Origin of the sequence: Moraxella porci DSM 25326 (assembly GCF_002014855.1) — a bacterium.
In the GTDB taxonomy this organism is placed as follows: Bacteria; Pseudomonadota; Gammaproteobacteria; order Pseudomonadales; family Moraxellaceae; genus Moraxella; species Moraxella porci.
Genome location: NZ_MUYV01000010.1, coordinates 74,824 through 91,309 on the forward strand (window position 1 = coordinate 74,824; position 16,486 = coordinate 91,309).

General features: G+C 48.6%; 12 protein-coding genes. 5 read left to right on the forward strand and 7 right to left on the reverse strand.

What is annotated here, in order from left to right:
* Positions 1 to 80: 80 nt before the first annotated feature.
* Positions 81 to 1,391, forward strand: coding sequence for a solute carrier family 23 protein (locus B0681_RS07610; protein WP_103034486.1), 1,311 nt, complete (start codon positions 81 to 83; stop codon positions 1,389 to 1,391).
* Between the two features lie 236 nt (positions 1,392 to 1,627).
* Positions 1,628 to 3,133, forward strand: a complete 1,506-nt coding sequence (locus B0681_RS07615) for an alanine/glycine:cation symporter family protein (protein ID WP_078318141.1) — start codon at positions 1,628 to 1,630, stop codon at positions 3,131 to 3,133.
* A gap of 161 nt (positions 3,134 to 3,294) precedes the next feature.
* Here B0681_RS07615 and B0681_RS07620 read toward each other — a convergent pair whose 3' ends face one another.
* The 5 genes from B0681_RS07620 to ampD form a co-directional block, all read right to left on the reverse strand.
* Positions 3,295 to 3,795, reverse strand: a complete 501-nt coding sequence (locus B0681_RS07620) for a protein disulfide oxidoreductase (protein ID WP_078318142.1) — start codon at positions 3,793 to 3,795, stop codon at positions 3,295 to 3,297.
* A gap of 69 nt (positions 3,796 to 3,864) precedes the next feature.
* Positions 3,865 to 4,188 carry a ferredoxin FdxA gene (gene fdxA / locus B0681_RS07625; protein WP_078318143.1) on the reverse strand — a complete coding sequence of 108 codons (324 nt, stop codon included), beginning with the start codon at positions 4,186 to 4,188 and terminating at the stop codon, positions 3,865 to 3,867.
* Between the two features lie 272 nt (positions 4,189 to 4,460).
* Positions 4,461 to 4,961: a hypothetical protein gene (locus B0681_RS07630; RefSeq protein WP_078318144.1), complete on the reverse strand. Its 501-nt coding sequence runs from the start codon at positions 4,959 to 4,961 to the stop codon at positions 4,461 to 4,463.
* Between the two features lie 287 nt (positions 4,962 to 5,248).
* Positions 5,249 to 6,799, reverse strand: a complete 1,551-nt coding sequence (gene murJ / locus B0681_RS07635) for a murein biosynthesis integral membrane protein MurJ (RefSeq protein ID WP_078318145.1) — start codon at positions 6,797 to 6,799, stop codon at positions 5,249 to 5,251.
* Between the two features lie 94 nt (positions 6,800 to 6,893).
* Entirely contained in the window at positions 6,894 to 7,508 is a 615-nt protein-coding gene (gene ampD / locus B0681_RS07640) for a 1,6-anhydro-N-acetylmuramyl-L-alanine amidase AmpD (RefSeq protein WP_407661977.1), read from the reverse strand.
* A 195-nt stretch (positions 7,509 to 7,703) separates the two neighbouring features.
* Here ampD and B0681_RS07645 point away from each other — a divergent pair, with 195 nt between their 5' ends.
* Together B0681_RS07645 and B0681_RS07650 are read left to right on the forward strand one after the other, a co-directional pair.
* A complete protein-coding gene (locus B0681_RS07645) occupies positions 7,704 to 9,527 on the forward strand; it encodes an Lnb N-terminal periplasmic domain-containing protein (protein WP_078318146.1) in 1,824 nt (607 codons plus the stop codon).
* 30 nt (positions 9,528 to 9,557) lie between these two features.
* Positions 9,558 to 10,442, forward strand: a complete 885-nt coding sequence (locus tag B0681_RS07650) for a Rossmann-fold NAD(P)-binding domain-containing protein (RefSeq protein WP_078318147.1) — start codon at positions 9,558 to 9,560, stop codon at positions 10,440 to 10,442.
* A 118-nt stretch (positions 10,443 to 10,560) separates the two neighbouring features.
* On the opposite strand, the gene B0681_RS07655 is transcribed toward B0681_RS07650, so the two are convergent.
* Complete coding sequence (locus tag B0681_RS07655; RefSeq protein ID WP_078318148.1) at positions 10,561 to 11,568, reverse strand: amidohydrolase family protein; 1,008 nt, start codon at positions 11,566 to 11,568, stop codon at positions 10,561 to 10,563.
* A gap of 231 nt (positions 11,569 to 11,799) precedes the next feature.
* Entirely contained in the window at positions 11,800 to 13,254 is a 1,455-nt protein-coding gene (locus B0681_RS07660) for a DASS family sodium-coupled anion symporter (RefSeq protein ID WP_211271519.1), read from the reverse strand.
* A 283-nt stretch (positions 13,255 to 13,537) separates the two neighbouring features.
* On the opposite strand from B0681_RS07660, the gene B0681_RS07665 reads away from it, so the two are divergent.
* Positions 13,538 to 16,456: a valine--tRNA ligase gene (locus tag B0681_RS07665; protein WP_078318150.1), complete on the forward strand. Its 2,919-nt coding sequence runs from the start codon at positions 13,538 to 13,540 to the stop codon at positions 16,454 to 16,456.
* The last annotated feature ends 30 nt before the right edge of the window (positions 16,457 to 16,486 follow it).

Here is a 16,486-nt window from a genome sequence, read left to right on the forward strand (position 1 = left end):
CTTTATTAAGCAAATGATGATGCAAGGTGATTGGAAAATTCCATTCGCCGTTTTTTGGTGCATCAAATACCGTTGGAGTTATTATGAGCTGGTTCCCAAAATGGCAGCCTTATCAAGGCGATATCAATACGCAACCTGTTGCCACCAATGAATATTTACCGGTAGGTCAAAGTATCATGCTGGGTCTGCAGCACGTGCTGGCGATGTTTGGTGCGACGGTGTTGGCACCGCTTTTGATGGGCTTTGATGCCAATCTTGCCATCATGATGTCGGGTGTCTGCACGATTTTATTTTTCTTGATGACAGGTGGGCGTGTGCCAAGCTATTTGGGCTCAAGCTTTGCATTTATTGGCGTTGTGGCGGCAGCGACAGCACACGCTACAGGCTCAGGAGCGAATCCAAATCTATCTGTAGCACTTGGCGGTATCATCGCCTGTGGTATCTTGTATGCTGTGATTGGTCTGATTGTGATGGCGACAGGCACACGCTGGATTGAGAAGCTGATGCCGCCTGTGGTAACAGGTGCGGTGGTGATGATTATCGGTCTAAACCTAGCACCAGTGACTGTCAAAGGCGTACAAGGCAAGCCATTTGAGCTGTGGATGGCGCTGATTACTGTGCTATGCATGGGGATGATTGCGGTATTTGCTCGCGGCTTTATGCAGCGTTTGCTACTACTGCTTGGTCTTGTGATGGCGTATGTGATTTATGCGATTGCAACCAATGTGATGGGTTTGGGCGAGCCGATTAATTTTGGCTTGATTCGTGATGCTGCTTGGTTTGGTTTGCCGAATTTTAGCTCGCCAACCTTTGATACCAACGCCATGCTGATCATTGCGCCAGTGGCATTTATCCTAGTGGCGGAGAACTTGGGTCATATCAAGGCGGTCGGTGCAATGACTGGCGAAAACCTAACTCCACAGCTTGGCAAAGCCTTCGTTGCTGATGGTGTGGCGACTGCCTTATCAGCAGGTGTGGGTGGCACAGGCATGACCACATATGGCGAGAATATCGGCGTGATGGCGGTGACTCGTGTGTACTCAACCATCATCTTTGTGGTGGCAGGTGTGTTTGCGATGGTACTGGGCTTTTCACCGAAATTTGGTGCGATGATTCAGACCATTCCAAGTCCAGTCCTAACAGGTGCCTCGATCGTGGTGTTTGGTCTGATTACCATTGCTGGGGCGAAGATTTGGATTGATAATAAGGTGAATTTTGCCAGCAACAAAAACCTGATGGTTGCTGCCATCACCATCATCCTTGGCACTGGTGATTTTGGCTTAATGATTGGTGAATTTAATCTGGGTGGTATTGGTACGGCGACCTTTGCAGCGATTATTCTGCATTGGTTCTTAAGCCTACGAGAAGAAAAGGCAGGTCAAGCACATTAATCGCTCATAAATAACGCTGATGGTGATGGCTTTGTAATTTTAATGAATTTTAAGATATTTCTCTAAAATTACGTGATTGTTACTAAAAAATCAGTTATAATACGCATTACTTTTTATATTGTATAGTCAATTATAAAAACTGTTGAATTAAGGAAGATGATGGCAAGTTGCTATCATCTTTTTTTGTGCTTTTTTATCTTGGATGGTGATGGGTTGCCATCAAGATGGAGTGTTTTATGTACGAAAATCCACTTTCTTGTACGGCAAAGCCAAGCTTTGTCGAGATTTTACATTGTACAGTCAATGCCTTTAGCGCACCTTTATGGGATGTGTTGATTTGGATGTTGGTCGGTATTGGCTTTTTCTTTACTGTTTTCTCAGGATTTGCACAGTTTCGCCTATTTGGTCAAAGTATCAAAACGATGCTTGGCAGCCGCAAAAATGACAACGATGCTGATGGCATCTCAGGCTTTCAGGCCTTTGTAACGGGTCTTGCGAGTCGTGTCGGTGTTGGTAATGTCGCAGGTGTCGCGATTGCTATCGGTATCGGTGGTGCTGGTGCGGTATTTTGGATGTGGCTGATTGCCTTGATTGGTATGTGCTCGGCATTGGCCGAGAGCAGTCTGGCTCAGCTATTCAAGGTGCGTGATGAGCATACGGGGCGTTTTCGCGGTGGTCCTGCGTATTATATCGAGCAGGGTTTGGGTCAAAAATGGCTTGGCTTGGTGTTCGCCATCGCGTTGATCGTCTGCTTTGGCTTTGTGTATCAGTCGATTCAGTCAAACTCAATCGCGCTTGCGATCCAATCAGCAGCAGGCTGTGTGAGTGAAAATGATGCTTGCCAAGCTGATTGGCAAATTTATAAGCACGTCGTGGGTGCGGTGCTTGTGGTGATGACTGCGCCGATTATCTTTGGTGGTATTACTCGTGTGGCGAAGATTGCTGAGACTTTTGTCCCTGTGATGGCACTGTTTTATCTACTGGTTGCATTGTATATTGTCGGTGTGAATATTGATAAAATCCCAAGCGTGATTTCATTGATTTTTACCAAGGCGTTTACTTTTGAGGCAGCGGGCGGAGGTCTGTTTGGCTCAATGGTATCGGTGGCGATGATGCAGGGTATCAAGCGTGGTCTGTACTCAAACGAAGCTGGCCAAGGTTCTGCACCAAACGCCGCTGCCGCTGCCAATGTCAAGCATCCTGTAGAGCAGGGCATCATTCAGATGCTGGGCGTATTTGTGGATACGCTGATTGTTTGCTCGTGCACGGCGTTTGTGATTTTGCTTGCGGTGATGCCGGAGAATGCTGCTGATTTGTCAGGTGTACAGCTGACGCAGATGGCACTTGAAAGCCATGTGGGCTGGTGGGGTCAATATTTCTTGGCGTTTGTCCTGTTTATGTTGGCGTTTTCGACCATCATCGGTAACTATGCTTATGCCGAGTCGAATATGCAGTTTTTGAAGAATAATGCATTTTTGCTGACTTTATTCCGCATGGCGGTGCTTGGCTTTGTGTATTTTGGTGCGGTGACCAAGGTGGCTGTGGTGTGGGATATGGGCGATTTGACGATGGGTGTGATGGCATTTATCAACCTAATCGCCATCGTGCTGCTATCACGCTATGTGTTTACACTGGTCAAAGACTATAACGCTCAGCTCAAAGCAGGCGTGGATAAGCCAGTGTTTGACATCAACAAATATCCAAAACTTGCCCAAAAGGTGCGTTCAGATATTTGGAAGTAATGTGCTAATCAAATAAAACAGCAGGTTTAATGGCCTACTGTTTTATTTGATGGTGGGTAAACCTGCATCGGAGTGTTGATGCCAATAAATGACAGTATTAAAGCGCACTTAATTGACCACGCCTCAAAAAGCTCATCCATCGATGGGCTTTTTGGTTGTCATTATGACCACCACATTCTTAATTTTAACGACCATAATGGCGCGATACCAGTAAAGCTTTGGGTGATTTTGCCATCTTTGATGATGGCGTAAGAAGGGGTGACTTGCCCCTGCCATTGCCGAAAGATCTGCCCATCAGTATCATTAATGGTGTTAAAATCATAGCCCTGTGTGCGCATATAGGCATGCAGCACTTCGTCATCACCTGATGAGACAGCCACACCAAGCACCTGATAGCCACTGTCTTTTAGTGCCTGTACAGAGGGACTGGTGATGCTGCAGATGTGGCACCAAGTTCCCCAAAAATATACCAAAACAGGTGCTTCATGACTGGCAGCCAGTGCATCAGGCACACCCGTCTTGGCTAGGCCGAGCGTGGGTGCATCGGGCGCTGAGGGTGCGCGCCAGAGGTTGATGGCGGTGTACATCACCATAAATATCAGCAGATAGCTGACCAAAGTTCGCATCAAGCGAGCGATCGAAAAGGATGGCTTTTTGCTCATGATGTAGCGCTTACCAAAACAAGACGCCCATGCAAGGCACGGGCGCATCCATCAAATGGCGTGATCAAATCAGCGCTCCAGATACTCAATCTTACCGCTGACACCATCCCATTTCTCGTATTCTGGCAGAGGATCTTTTTTCTCGGTGATGTTCGGCCAGATGCCAGACAGCTCTTCGTTGATGGCAAGAAATTCTTCTTGGCCAGCTGGGATTTCATCTTCAGAGAAGATCGCATTGGCAGGGCATTCAGGCTCGCACAGTGCGCAGTCAATACATTCATCAGGATTGATCACCAGAAAGTTTGGACCTTCATAAAAACAATCAACAGGACAGACTTCGACGCAGTCAGTGTATTTGCAGCGGATGCAGTTATCAGTTACAACAAAAGTCATAATAGTACCTTGGCTTATTGGCTCGGACAGGGATTGTGCCAGTGTTGCGTAATTACTGGCAAATAAACGAGTTGGGCAACATACACCCATAGACAGTGTATTTTAGCTTGTTTGTGCGATTTTCTCAAACAAAACCGTCACATTTGTTATGCCAAAAGCGAAAAAAGACCGCAATATATGGCAAAAGCTCTAAGTAATCGCAAATAAGAATTACTTAGAGCTTAAGAGTTGGTCTGCTAAGCTATAAACTTAAGCAAAGTGATCAAAAGTCATTAGCCAGCGACACTGTCACGCTGTGCTTGCTTGGCAAGCTTATAGCACTCTTCGATATGATCAAAGGCAATTTTCTTAAAAATCATATAGCCCAAGCTTGCTGCGACCATTGAGCCACCCAGCGGAATGTATTTGCTGACTTGCTTGCCGATAAAGCGACCACCAAAACCTTGTACGGTCTTATTCACCACGCCGCGTGCTGCGACCAGACCACCGATGGCCATGATGCGCTCTTTTATGCTTTGCTTGCGTGCTTCTTCGGTTGATTTATCCAAATCGGCAGCATCTGCCAAGCCAAAGCGCTCAGTAATCTCAGGCAATAGCTTGGTAAGCATCGCCACATCGACCGCCACATCCAAAAAAGGCAATGGAATCACCGCAACGCCAGCAGAGACCTTGGCGCGTGATTTTGCTAAGGCTTGGCACTGGGCGCGAATCTGTTCTAGATTTAAGGTTGGGTCGATATTTTTGGCGACGGGTTGGCTGACTGAAGTTAGCATAATCATTTCCTTTTTCGTTGTTAATGTTTGAATCCTGTTGGACAAATTGCTCTGTGATGCGCTTGGTGATCGGATTAAATCATCTTATTGAGTCATCAACTGCATTTAAGCCGATCCTGTGTGTTTACATTGCAGACTGTCCAAACAGTGTCCATATCTAGTTAAGTTACTTAATATTTTACGGGTATTACCGAAACTTACAAGTGAGTTTTGTGTGCGCTTTGTATGGCTTGTGTCAATACTGTGACGCTGACTTAAATGTATGCTGCCATCAGGTGTTGGCAGATCTAACCATGACGCAACTGCCGCGGTCGAAACCCTGTGGCCAGCAGCACAATGCCATACACCACAGCACCAAGTGCGCAGATGCCTAATAAGATGGCAATTTTTAGCCATTGAGCGCCATCCAGCGGATAATATGGCAAAATGGCATACAGTGCCGCCACCATCGCGATGCATGCGATCACAAACTGCAGCGACATTTTTTTCCAATGAGCGCCAAATCTAAAAATGCCACGGCGGTGCAGTAGGGCGTACAGCAGACCTGCATTGACAAAACTTGCCGCGGTCGTTGCCAGCGCCAGACCGCCATGCAGCGGCAGTTGCAATAAATAAAACAGCCCGATAAACAGCACGCTAAAAATCATATTAGCAAACACCGACACGATGCCAATCTTCACGGGCGTTTTGGTGTCTTGACCTGCAAAAAACGCAGGCGCAAAAATCTTAATTAGCATAAATCCCAAGATGCCGCCCGATAATGCTTTCAGCGCAACACCGCTCATCAGCGCATCTTGATGGGTAAACTGACCACGCACAAATAAAGCATCCATCAAGACATCCGACAGCACAAACATCGCAAGACTTGCTGGCAGACCGATGACGATGATCAAGCGCGCTGCCCAGTCCATGGTCTTTTTAAATGTGTCATGATCGGACTTCGCGCGGCTAGAGGACAGACTTGGCAAAATCACCGTGCCGATGGCCACGCCGATCAATCCTAATGGCAACTCGCTTAGGCGTTCGGCAGCGTACATCCACGATACCGAGCCTGCGATCATCAAGGAGGCAAACACGGTACTAAGCAGTAAGTTGATTTGGGTAACAGACACACCAAAGATGGCAGGTAGCATCAGCTTTAGAATGCGCCGAACGCCTTCATCGCCAAAGCCCAAAGAGGGCGGTACCAGTAGCTTTTGTTGCCACAGCTGCGGCAGTTGGAGTAGTAGCTGTAGCAGGCCTGAGAGCGCGACTGCATACCCTAGCGCCATGATGGGCTTGTCAAGAAGCGGAGACACCAACAGCGCACCACCAATCATGCACAGATTCAATAAGACAGGCGCAAAGGCTGGCGCAGCAAAGCGTCCATAGCTTTGTAGGATGCTGCCAAAAAACGCCGTCATCGAGATGAACAGCAGATATGGGAAAGTCAGCCGAAGCAGCTCGGTTGCAGCATTAAATTTGGTGGCATCGCCTGCAAAGCCTGGTGCGAACACATACACCACCTGTGGCGCAAGCAAAATTACCACCACCGTCAGCACGAGCAGTATCGATGACAGCACGCCTGAGACGCGACTGATGAGCAGCTGCACTTCATTAAAACTGCGCGTTTCTTTATACTCGGTCAAAATCGGCACAAAAGCTTGGCTAAATGCGCCCTCAGCGAATAAACGACGCAAGAAATTTGGGATCTTAAAGGCCACCAAAAAAGCGTCCATCAAGCCGCCAGCACCAAAAACACCCATCAGCACCATATCGCGCACCAAGCCTAAAATGCGTGATAGCATGGTCATGGAGCTGACGACCATAGTCGAGCGAAAAAGCCGAGATTTTGCCATAATGATCGGTAATTGCCAAAAATTGAGCTATTTTACTAGGTTTTTGACAATTTTGCTTAGCTTTGTGAAGATTGATTGATACATTTTGTAAATTTCATGCATCGTTTGGGTCGGGTGATTTCATCAGTGCTGCCACCATGACACGCAGTTTTTGCCAATCAAAATGCACGCCAGGGTCAGTTTTGCGGCCTGGAGCAATGTCGCTATGACCCATCAAATGTCGGCGCGTGGCAGGATAGGCTGCATGGATGGCGGCGATCACTTGGCTTAACACCTGATATTGCACTGCCTCATAAGGCAGATGATCAGCGCCCTCAAGTTCGATGCCGATGCTAAAGTCATTGCATTCTTTGCGCCCCAGATACGCTGAGCGGCCAGCATGCCAAGCGCGATCATTAAAATTGACAAACTGTGTGACACTGCCATCGCGCTCGATGAACAGATGTGCTGAGACTTGTAAATCTTTGATGGTTTGAAAATAGGCGTGATCGTCTGGGTTTAGTTGATTTTGAAAAAAGGCTTTGACATGATGCAGACCTTGGACATTGGTTTGGCCAAAATTGGCAGGCGGCAGGCTGATATTATGAATGACGATGCCGCTGATGATGCCTGTGGCGTCACTGGGCCGAGCATTGAAGTTCGGTGATGCCAAGAACTCTGCACCAATTAAGATGCCGTTTTTGATGCTAAATTGGGTAGCCATGCGCATTCTCAATGTGTCTGATGAAGCCAATATCGGATGAATCTGCCGCTCGATGAGTGAGACGAGCCTTGCGGCGATGATATTGTAGCACAGATTTGGCCAAGCTTTGATGACAATTTGGGCATGGATATTAGGCATGCTTATGCTACAATGACGCTTATGATACTTATTTAAAATTGTACTCATTTAAAAGGATCTCAAATGCCTGTCGATTTTAGGATGCTACGCACCAAAGCCCGATACGCTGCTTATGCTCTGATGCTGCCTGCTTGGGTTGGCATGCTGCTATCCATGCCTGCCAAGGCCAGTGATGATACTGTGACGCCCACCCAAAACCACGCCCAAGCTTATCCTTATGGACTTGATGCCAAAAAGCTGCGACAAATCAGCGACGCTGTCGGCTGGCGACGGCTGCTGCTGTTTTCAGATCATCAAAAATCAGCCGATCAAAGCAGCTTAGATAACCCACGATTCTTTTTGGCGCCCACAGGTCATCAGGATGCGCATGCTGAGCTGATCGCGATGCTAGAGGCGATGCAGGCGGGAGATGCTGATGCGCTGTGCCGTTTCGTGGCGCGTGTGCATTATCTACAGGATGAGCTGGCGAAGATGGGCATCGACAGCGGCGTGGCAGGTGATGAGTGCGCAGATTTTCAAGCATTTGCCAAATCCTTAAATGCCAAGCATCTGTCATTGGTCTTTGCCGAAGAGCATCCTAATAATATCGCTTCGGCTTTTGCGCATGTATTGATGCGCGCTGATGATGATCAAAGGCAGGACGCGCAGGCGATGGCGATCAATTACACTGTGCAGTCTGATAGCCCTGATCCGATGATCCGCTCGACGCTCAAATCCTTGGTTGGCGGCTATCCGGGGGTGATGGAGATCATGCCATTTTCCAAAAAGGCTGAAGATTATCTGGTGAAAGATGAACGAGATCTGTGGCAGTTTGAGCTGGATTTGACCAGCGAGGAAGTGGCGCAGATCATCCGTCATATCTGGGAGGTCAAGGACATGGCGCGGCCGTACTTTTTTACCCATGATAATTGTGCCACCGAGATCGTGCGTTTGATCGATGTGGTGCGACCACAGGCCAATCTGCGCGCGCATGTCGGCAAAATCGTCATCCCCTCGCGTATCGCATCGATTTTGGCAGACCAAGGTTTTGTGCGCAGCCAAAAGTTCATCCCATCCAACGCCACCATCCGCCAAGCCGCCTTAAATCACGGCCAAGCGATGGATCCTGATAGCATATTGCCCAGTCGCAACAATCCCATCCATGCCACACCCGTGCATCGCATTGGGCTAGGGGCAGGGATGGATGATCGGCACGATGACCGCGCGGTCTATGGCGTGCAGATCAATGCCGCTTATCAAGATCTGCTGGATAATCCCAATGGCGTGCGAGCGCTGCTCGATGTCAGACTGCTGTCGTTGGATGTCATCAAAGATGCTGAGAAAGCAAAAATCAATGAGCTGACCATCTTTGCCACACGCAGCCTAAACCCTGCCAACACCGCCAAAAATAACGCCACCGATCCTACAGGCATCGGCAAAGCCACCGGCATGCGACTGGGCTTTATCCAAAGTTTTGATGCCTCAAGCACCGCCAATGAAGATCATCTGGTGATGGATCTGGGCATCCAAAAAGGCAAATCTTGGGCGCTGGGTCAGGCAAGAGCGGGCAGTGGTGAGATCGCGGACACGGTATGCTATGCGCTGGCTGATGGCGGCGTGCAAGTTGGCCGCATCAATCAAGGCTATCGACTTGGGCTGGGTGCAGTGGCAGGCTGCGTGCATTATGCTACGCCAAGGCTGCGCGCGATGGCGGAGGTATCACTGCCTTATTATTATCATCCTGATCGCGCCGATGGTGTGCGTTCGGGCTATCTGCAGCCATCTGTGCGTGTCGGTATGCAAGCGGACATCGACCGTGTGCATGCACTGCGCTTGACGGCCAAGCACGAAAAATTATATGACAGTGATAACACTCAAGCCATGCTGTCACTACAGCGCTATTTTTGATCCAAAAATCACAGACATAAGGAAAATCCAATGGCACATTATCTGATCATCGGTCAAGGACGCATCGGCAAGCCACTGGCCAAACAGTTAGCCATCACAGGGGTCGATCAAGGCGACACTGTCACGACCGTTGCCAGAAGTCATCATCAGTATGATGAGGATCATATCCGATTTTTACAAAAAGACGCCAGAAGTCTGACGGCTGACGATGTGGCAGGTGTGACGCATATTGCCATCATCGTGACGCCCAGATCGCCAACAGGTGCGCGCGCGACCGCGAAGGATTATCAAGACAGCTATCTGGCGGTCTGTGAGCATCTGTCACAGCTGGCAGACAGCTTTGATGCGTGGCATCAACATCTTCAGCAGATATTATTCGTGTCATCGACGGCCGTCTATGGCGAGAATGATGGCGAGTGGATCGATGAGCGTACGCCTGCTGTGCCATCAAGCCCGACCGCCCAAGTCCTCAGACAAGCCGAAGTAGTACTGCAAACGACTTTTGGTGACAAAGCAGTCGTCGTGCGACCAAGCGGCATCTATCATCTGGACAGCACGCGGCTGATCGATCAGGCAGCTGATGCACATCAGTCAGGCGTGCCAAGCCATCATTATACCAATCGCATCATGGATAGCGATCTGGTGACGGTGCTGGTACAGATTATGCTGCTATCATCCCCAAAGCTGATCTATCTGGCCACAGACAGCATGCCTGCCACAAGCCTTGAGGTGCTAAGCTTTATCGCCAAACAGATGTGCTACCCACCGCCCAAGCCCATTCAGACCCACCCAAGCGGCAAGCGAATCTGTGGCAACATCGATCCTGCGTGGCTAAAGTTTGCTGATTATCGAGCAGGCTATCTGGCGGTGATGGCAAAATACCGCGCCGAGCATGGGATGATGACTGATGATTAGGGCGGATGAATAGGGGCGATTTACCGATGAATAATCAACTGCTTAAACAAATGACCAAGTTTTATGTGGATAAAACAAAGCCATCTTAATCTGCAAGATGGCTTTATCTTTGGAGCGATCAATTAAAATGCTTGGCAAATAGTCGCTTGGCGTTATCAGATAAGATGGCTTGCTGTACCGATGGCGCAAGATTGCTGCGCGTAATGTAGTCGCAGGCGCGCGTGTATTTGTCAAATTGAAAATAAGGAAAATCCGACCCCATCATCATGCGCTCACTGCCAAAGGTCTGACAGCTGCACTGCAATGCCTGTGGATGAAAATTGGCGGTATCAAACCAAAACTGCGACAAGCTTTGCCATGGACTGTGATCAAACGCCTGCCAGTCATTGTAGTTATCCTCGATGCGCTGCATCACAAACGGCAAAAACCCGCCCAAATGCGCCACATGAAATTGGATGTTGGGAAACTTTTGGGGGATGTTAGCCTTTAAGAGCTGTAGCACCGCCACCGTATCTTCGATGGGCGCGCCCACCACCCAATGCAGATCAAAGTCATTGACCATCGGTGATGCTGCACCGCAGCCTGTGGGATGAATGTAGATCACCGCACCCATCTCATCCATCGCTTGATAAAATGGCAACAACTTGGGATCGGCGATGGACATCTCGTTTTTGATGAGTGTGTTGATGGCGATGCCCATAAAACCCAGCTCATCGATGCAGCGACGCGCCTCAATGATGGCTTCATCCACATAAGGCAGCGGCACTGCACCATATGCCAAGAAGCGATCGGGGTATTGCTTGATGACATCGGCATACAGATCGTTGATTTGGCGCGCCATTGCGGCCGCTTGATCGGCGCTGCCCCATGACGGACTTTGTGGTGTGGCGGACAGCACTTGATACTGCACGCCTGCTTGATCCATCATTTCGATGCGTGCTGACAGATCGCGACTATCCACCATGGCGTGATCAACGCGCGCATCGGCAGTGGCATCGCTTGCGCCTGCTTGTTGCATCAGTGATTTTAATTGATCCAAATACTCCATGCTCCACAGATGTGCGTGCGTGTCGATATGGCCATCGGTGGGGCGTGTGGCGGTGTGAGTGTCAGAATGCGTGTTCATGATCTCTCCATGTGGTTATTGGTGATTTTTTGTGGATAATCGATACATCCGTGAATGTGGTTATTAGTATAACGCTATTATAACTGCTGCGCTGGTGTGTTTTGTTGCGCGATCGAGTGTTTTTGTCAATTTTTATCACGCGTTTTATCCTGCTTTTTGTGATCTGATGAGTGATGTGAATTATCAAAAAAAATGGCCTGCACGAGGCAAGCCATTTTAGGTTAATTGGTATTACCAATAGCCCAGTACTTTCCACCAAGCGCCGCCAATGATTAAAAATACCAAAATATTCACCACGCTCATCACAAAGCCAGCTTTCCACCATTCGCCCAAAGTGGTATAGCCCGAGCCGTAGATGACAGGTGAGGTGCCTGTGGCATAGTGCGTCAAGGTCATCATCAGGCTAGATGCAGCCGCCATCGATAGTGCAAAGAACATCGGTGGTGCGCCCAGCGCAATGCCTGCGGTCAAAAACGCCCCAAACATCGCGGTGATGTGCGCTGTGGTACTAGCGAACATATAATGCGCGTACATATAAGCCACAAGCAGCAATAAGCCTGCCGTCATACCATTTAGGCCAAGACCACTGATGCCAACCTCAAGGCTTTGGCTAAACCATGCGATCAGACCCAGTTTATTCAAAAAAGTCGCCAACATGATGAGTGCTGAGAACCAGACAATGGTATCCCAAGCGCTTTTTTCATTGATGACATCCTCCCAAGTCAGCACGCCTGTTAGTAGCAGCAGGCTAAGACCCAAAAAGGCGGTGGCAGTGGCATCGATGCTAAAACCAAATAAGAAATTTGGCACGCCAGCCCAGCACAGTAGCAAGATCCCAAAGATAAAGAACATGATGATCTCATCTCGGCTCATTTTGCCCATTTTGACGAGTTCATCTTTGGCAAATTGCACGGCATTTGGGGTGTTTTTGATTTTTGGGGGATACAAAAAATACAACACGATCGGCATTAAGATAAACGCGACAAGTCCCGGTACCAGCATGGCGATCGCCCACTGGCTCCAGCTTAAGCGAAATTCACTGCCCAGACTTTCGGCGATCAGATTGACTACCAATGGGTTTGGCGCTGTGGCGGTGATGAACATCGCTGAGCTGATCGGATTACTGTGATAATTGACCAAAGACAGATATTTACCCATCAAGCCTTCGGTATTTTTGTCAGGCGTTGAGTCATAGCTGTCAGCGATCGAACGCATGATCGGGTGCATGATGGCACCACCACGAGCGGTGTTACTTGGGGTGACAGGTGCCAAGATCAGCTCGGACAAGGCTAAGCTGTAGCCGATGCCGATGGTTTTTTTGCCCCAGACGGCGATGAACAGATAGCCGATGCGTCGCCCCAGACCAGTCTTGAGCAGACCGCGTGAGATCATGATGGAGATACCGATCAGCCAGATCAGCGAACTTGAGAAATTCGACAGCGCATCTTCCATCGCTTGCTTGGCATTGCCATCTTCGGTGGTGATGCCAGTGATCGCCACGAGCATGATGGCGATGATAGAGATCGCACCGATGGGCATGGCTTTGCCGATGATGGCAGCGATGACGCCGACAAACAGTGCCAACAAGCTCCATGCTTGATCGGTCACGCCATCAGGTGTCGGAATGAAATAGATGATGGCAGCCAAAGCCAGAGCAATGGCCATCGGAATGGGCTTAAAGCCGATTTTGGGATTGTTCATGATACACCCATTTTTATAACTAAAAAGCAAAAAAGGACACCGCAACCGATGTCCCTATGGATTAAAATGATGTTATTGTGATCGTGACTGTATTATACGCCAAATAAATTCATAAAAAAAGTAAGGATTTAAAATCATCCAGCAAAAAGTATTTTTATGAAAAATACCAACCAATTTAGTCTGAAAATTTCAGCAGAAAAATCCCCCACAAATCCCCCAAAACTTGTTAAAATAGTACTATTTTTATGTATAAATTTGAGAGCTGATTATGACCAATAACACCATCCAAACTGCCCTAGATCGCTTATCTTCCGCCTATAATCCTGCCGAAATCGAAGCAGGGATGTATCAAGGTTGGGAGGATGCAGGTTATTTTAAGCCTGATTATAGTAAGTCAAAAGCCTTCTCTATCGCCTTGCCACCACCGAATGTCACAGGCTCACTGCACATGGGACATGGTTTTAATAATGCCATCATGGATACACTGACTCGCTATCATCGTATGATGGGCTACAACACGCTATGGCAAGCAGGTACTGACCATGCAGGCATCGCGACACAGATGGTCGTTGAGCGTCAGCTTGGCCTACAGGGTATCAAGCGTCATGATCTTGGCCGTGAAAAATTCCTAGACAAAGTGTGGGAGTGGAAAAACGAATCGGGCGGCAACATCACTCGCCAAATCCGTCGCCTAGGCTCATCGGTGGACTGGAGCCGTGAGCGATTTACAATGGATGAAGGTCTATCAAAAGCTGTCCAAGATGTATTTGTCAAGCTGTATGATGATGGGCTGATTTATCGTGGTAAGCGTCTAGTGAACTGGGATATCAAGCTTGAGACAGCGTTGTCTGATCTAGAAGTTGAAAACCATGACGAACAAGGCTCATTGTGGCACTTTAAATATTTCTTTGAAAATCAATCTCTTACCACCAAAGATGGTCAAAATTATCTCGTCGTAGCGACCACGCGTCCTGAGACTTTGCTTGGTGATGCAGCGGTGGCGGTGCATCCTGAAGATGAACGCTATGCACACTTGATCGGACAAAATATCGTCCTGCCGATCACTGGCCGTATCGTACCAATCGTGGCGGATACTTATGTCGAAAAAGACTTTGGTACAGGCTGTGTCAAGATCACCCCTGCGCATGATTTTAATGACTATGAAGTCGGCAAACGCCACAATCTACCACTGATTAATATCTTTGACAAAAACGCCAATATCCTAGCAGATATGCAGGTGTATGAGAGCCTAACTCAGCGTGAACCAACGCTTGAGGTGACACCATCTGACTATGCAGGTCTGGCTCGTTTTGATGCTCGCAAAAAACTGGTGGCAGATGCCGAAGCTCAAGGCTGGCTTGAAAAAATCGAACCGCACGCACTCAAAGCACCACGAGGCGATCGCAGTGGCGAGATTGTTGAGCCGTATTTGACCGACCAATGGTATGTCGCCATCGATGCGCTAGCCAAGCCTGCCATTGAAGCGGTCGAAGATGGTCGCATCGAGTTTGTGCCTGCACAGTACAAGAATATGTACATGGCGTGGATGCGTGATATCCAAGATTGGTGCATCAGCCGTCAGCTGTGGTGGGGTCATCGCATCCCTGCGTGGTATGACGATAAGGGTGGTATTTATGTGGCACATGATGAAGCTGAAGTACGCAGTAAGTACAATCTGTCTGCCGATGTCGCCTTGCGTCAAGATGAAGATGTGCTGGATACTTGGTTTAGCTCAGGTCTGTGGACATTTAGCACGCTGGATTGGGGTAATGATGCCGATGATGGCAAGGCACTGGCGACTTTCCATCCGACCAGTGTACTGGTGACTGGCTTTGATATCATCTTCTTCTGGGTGGCTCGCATGATTATGCTGACCATGCATTTTGTCAAAAATGCTGATGGCACGCCACAAGTACCGTTCAAGACCGTCTATGTGCATGGCCTAGTACGTGATGGTCAAGGTCAAAAGATGAGTAAGTCTAAAGGCAATGTGCTAGATCCGATTGATTTGATCGATGGTATCGACCTAGAGAGTTTGGTGGCGAAGCGCACCACGGGTCTGATGAATCCAAAAGATGCTGCCAAAATCGAAAAAGCGACGCGTAAAGAATTTGCTGATGGTATCGAAGCATTTGGTACTGATGCACTGCGTTTTACTTTCACAAGCCTTGCCAGCACTGGTCGCGATATTAACTTTGATATCAAGCGTATCGAGGGCAACCGCAACTTCTGTAACAAGATCTGGAACGCCACTCGCTTTGTACTGATGAACTGCGTGGACAAAGCAGGCAATGAGCTACCAATTGATAAAGCCGCCAACAAACAGCTGTGGGAGCTGCCCGAAAAATGGATCATGAGCCGCCTAAGCTCAACCATTGCAAGCATCCATGAGGCGATGGCGACTTATCGTTTTGACTTGATGAGCCAAGCGATTTATGAGTTTATTTGGAATGAGTACTGCGACTGGTATGTCGAACTTGCCAAATCAGCACTCAATGACGACAGTGTCAGCGATGATCGAAAAGCACAGATTCGCTATGTGCTGATTCATGTGCTTGAGGTTGCGATGCGATTTAGCCATCCAATCATGCCGTACTTGACCGAGAGCCTATGGCAGACGGTTGCGCCGCTGATTGACCGTAAGACGACTGACAGCATCGTTATTGCTGATTTCCCTGTGGCAAATGCCGATGATATCAGTCGTGAGACTGAGCAGGATATGGCATGGCTACAGGCGCTCATCGGTGCAGTGCGTAACATCCGTGGTGAGATGAAGCTGGGTAATGCTGTGCGTCTGCCTGTACTACTACAAGGCGTGAATGATGCTGAGCAAGCATCGCTAAGCCGTATCGCCAATCAGTTCAAGGCATTGGCAAAAGTTGAGACGCTGACCATTGTCGCTGACAGTGATGAAGTGCCGCTATCATCATCGAGTATGGTGGGGCAGGTCAAGGTGCTGGTACCAATGAAAGGACTCATCGACCCGACAGCGGAGCTAAACCGCCTAGCCAAAGTCTCTGAGAAGCTACAAGCACAAGCTGATGGCATCGCTCGTAAGCTATCAAACGAAGGCTTTGTCGCCAAAGCACCTGAAGCAGTGGTCGCCGCCGAAAAAGCCAAACTTGATGAGCTAAACACTCAGCTTGCCGAGATTGCCAAGCAGGTGGAGCAGTTGAGGGCGTTGTAAATTATTAAAGCAATTGGGTATAATTGGGTC

Excerpts from the sequence above, each read along its gene's own strand:
- B0681_RS07615 (WP_078318141.1), top strand. The coding sequence starts at position 1,628 with ATGTACGAAAATCCACTTTCTTGTACGGCAAAGCCAAGCTTTGTCGAG.
- B0681_RS07620 (WP_078318142.1), bottom strand. The coding sequence starts at position 3,795 with ATGAGCAAAAAGCCATCCTTTTCGATCGCTCGCTTGATGCGAACTTTG.
- fdxA (WP_078318143.1), bottom strand. The coding sequence starts at position 4,188 with ATGACTTTTGTTGTAACTGATAACTGCATCCGCTGCAAATACACTGAC.
- B0681_RS07630 (WP_078318144.1), bottom strand. The coding sequence starts at position 4,961 with ATGCTAACTTCAGTCAGCCAACCCGTCGCCAAAAATATCGACCCAACC.
- murJ (WP_078318145.1), bottom strand. The coding sequence starts at position 6,799 with ATGGCAAAATCTCGGCTTTTTCGCTCGACTATGGTCGTCAGCTCCATG.
- ampD (WP_407661977.1), bottom strand. The coding sequence starts at position 7,508 with ATGCGCATGGCTACCCAATTTAGCATCAAAAACGGCATCTTAATTGGT.
- B0681_RS07645 (WP_078318146.1), top strand. The coding sequence starts at position 7,704 with ATGCCTGTCGATTTTAGGATGCTACGCACCAAAGCCCGATACGCTGCT.
- B0681_RS07650 (WP_078318147.1), top strand. The coding sequence starts at position 9,558 with ATGGCACATTATCTGATCATCGGTCAAGGACGCATCGGCAAGCCACTG.
- B0681_RS07655 (WP_078318148.1), bottom strand. The coding sequence starts at position 11,568 with ATGAACACGCATTCTGACACTCACACCGCCACACGCCCCACCGATGGC.
- B0681_RS07665 (WP_078318150.1), top strand. The coding sequence starts at position 13,538 with ATGACCAATAACACCATCCAAACTGCCCTAGATCGCTTATCTTCCGCC.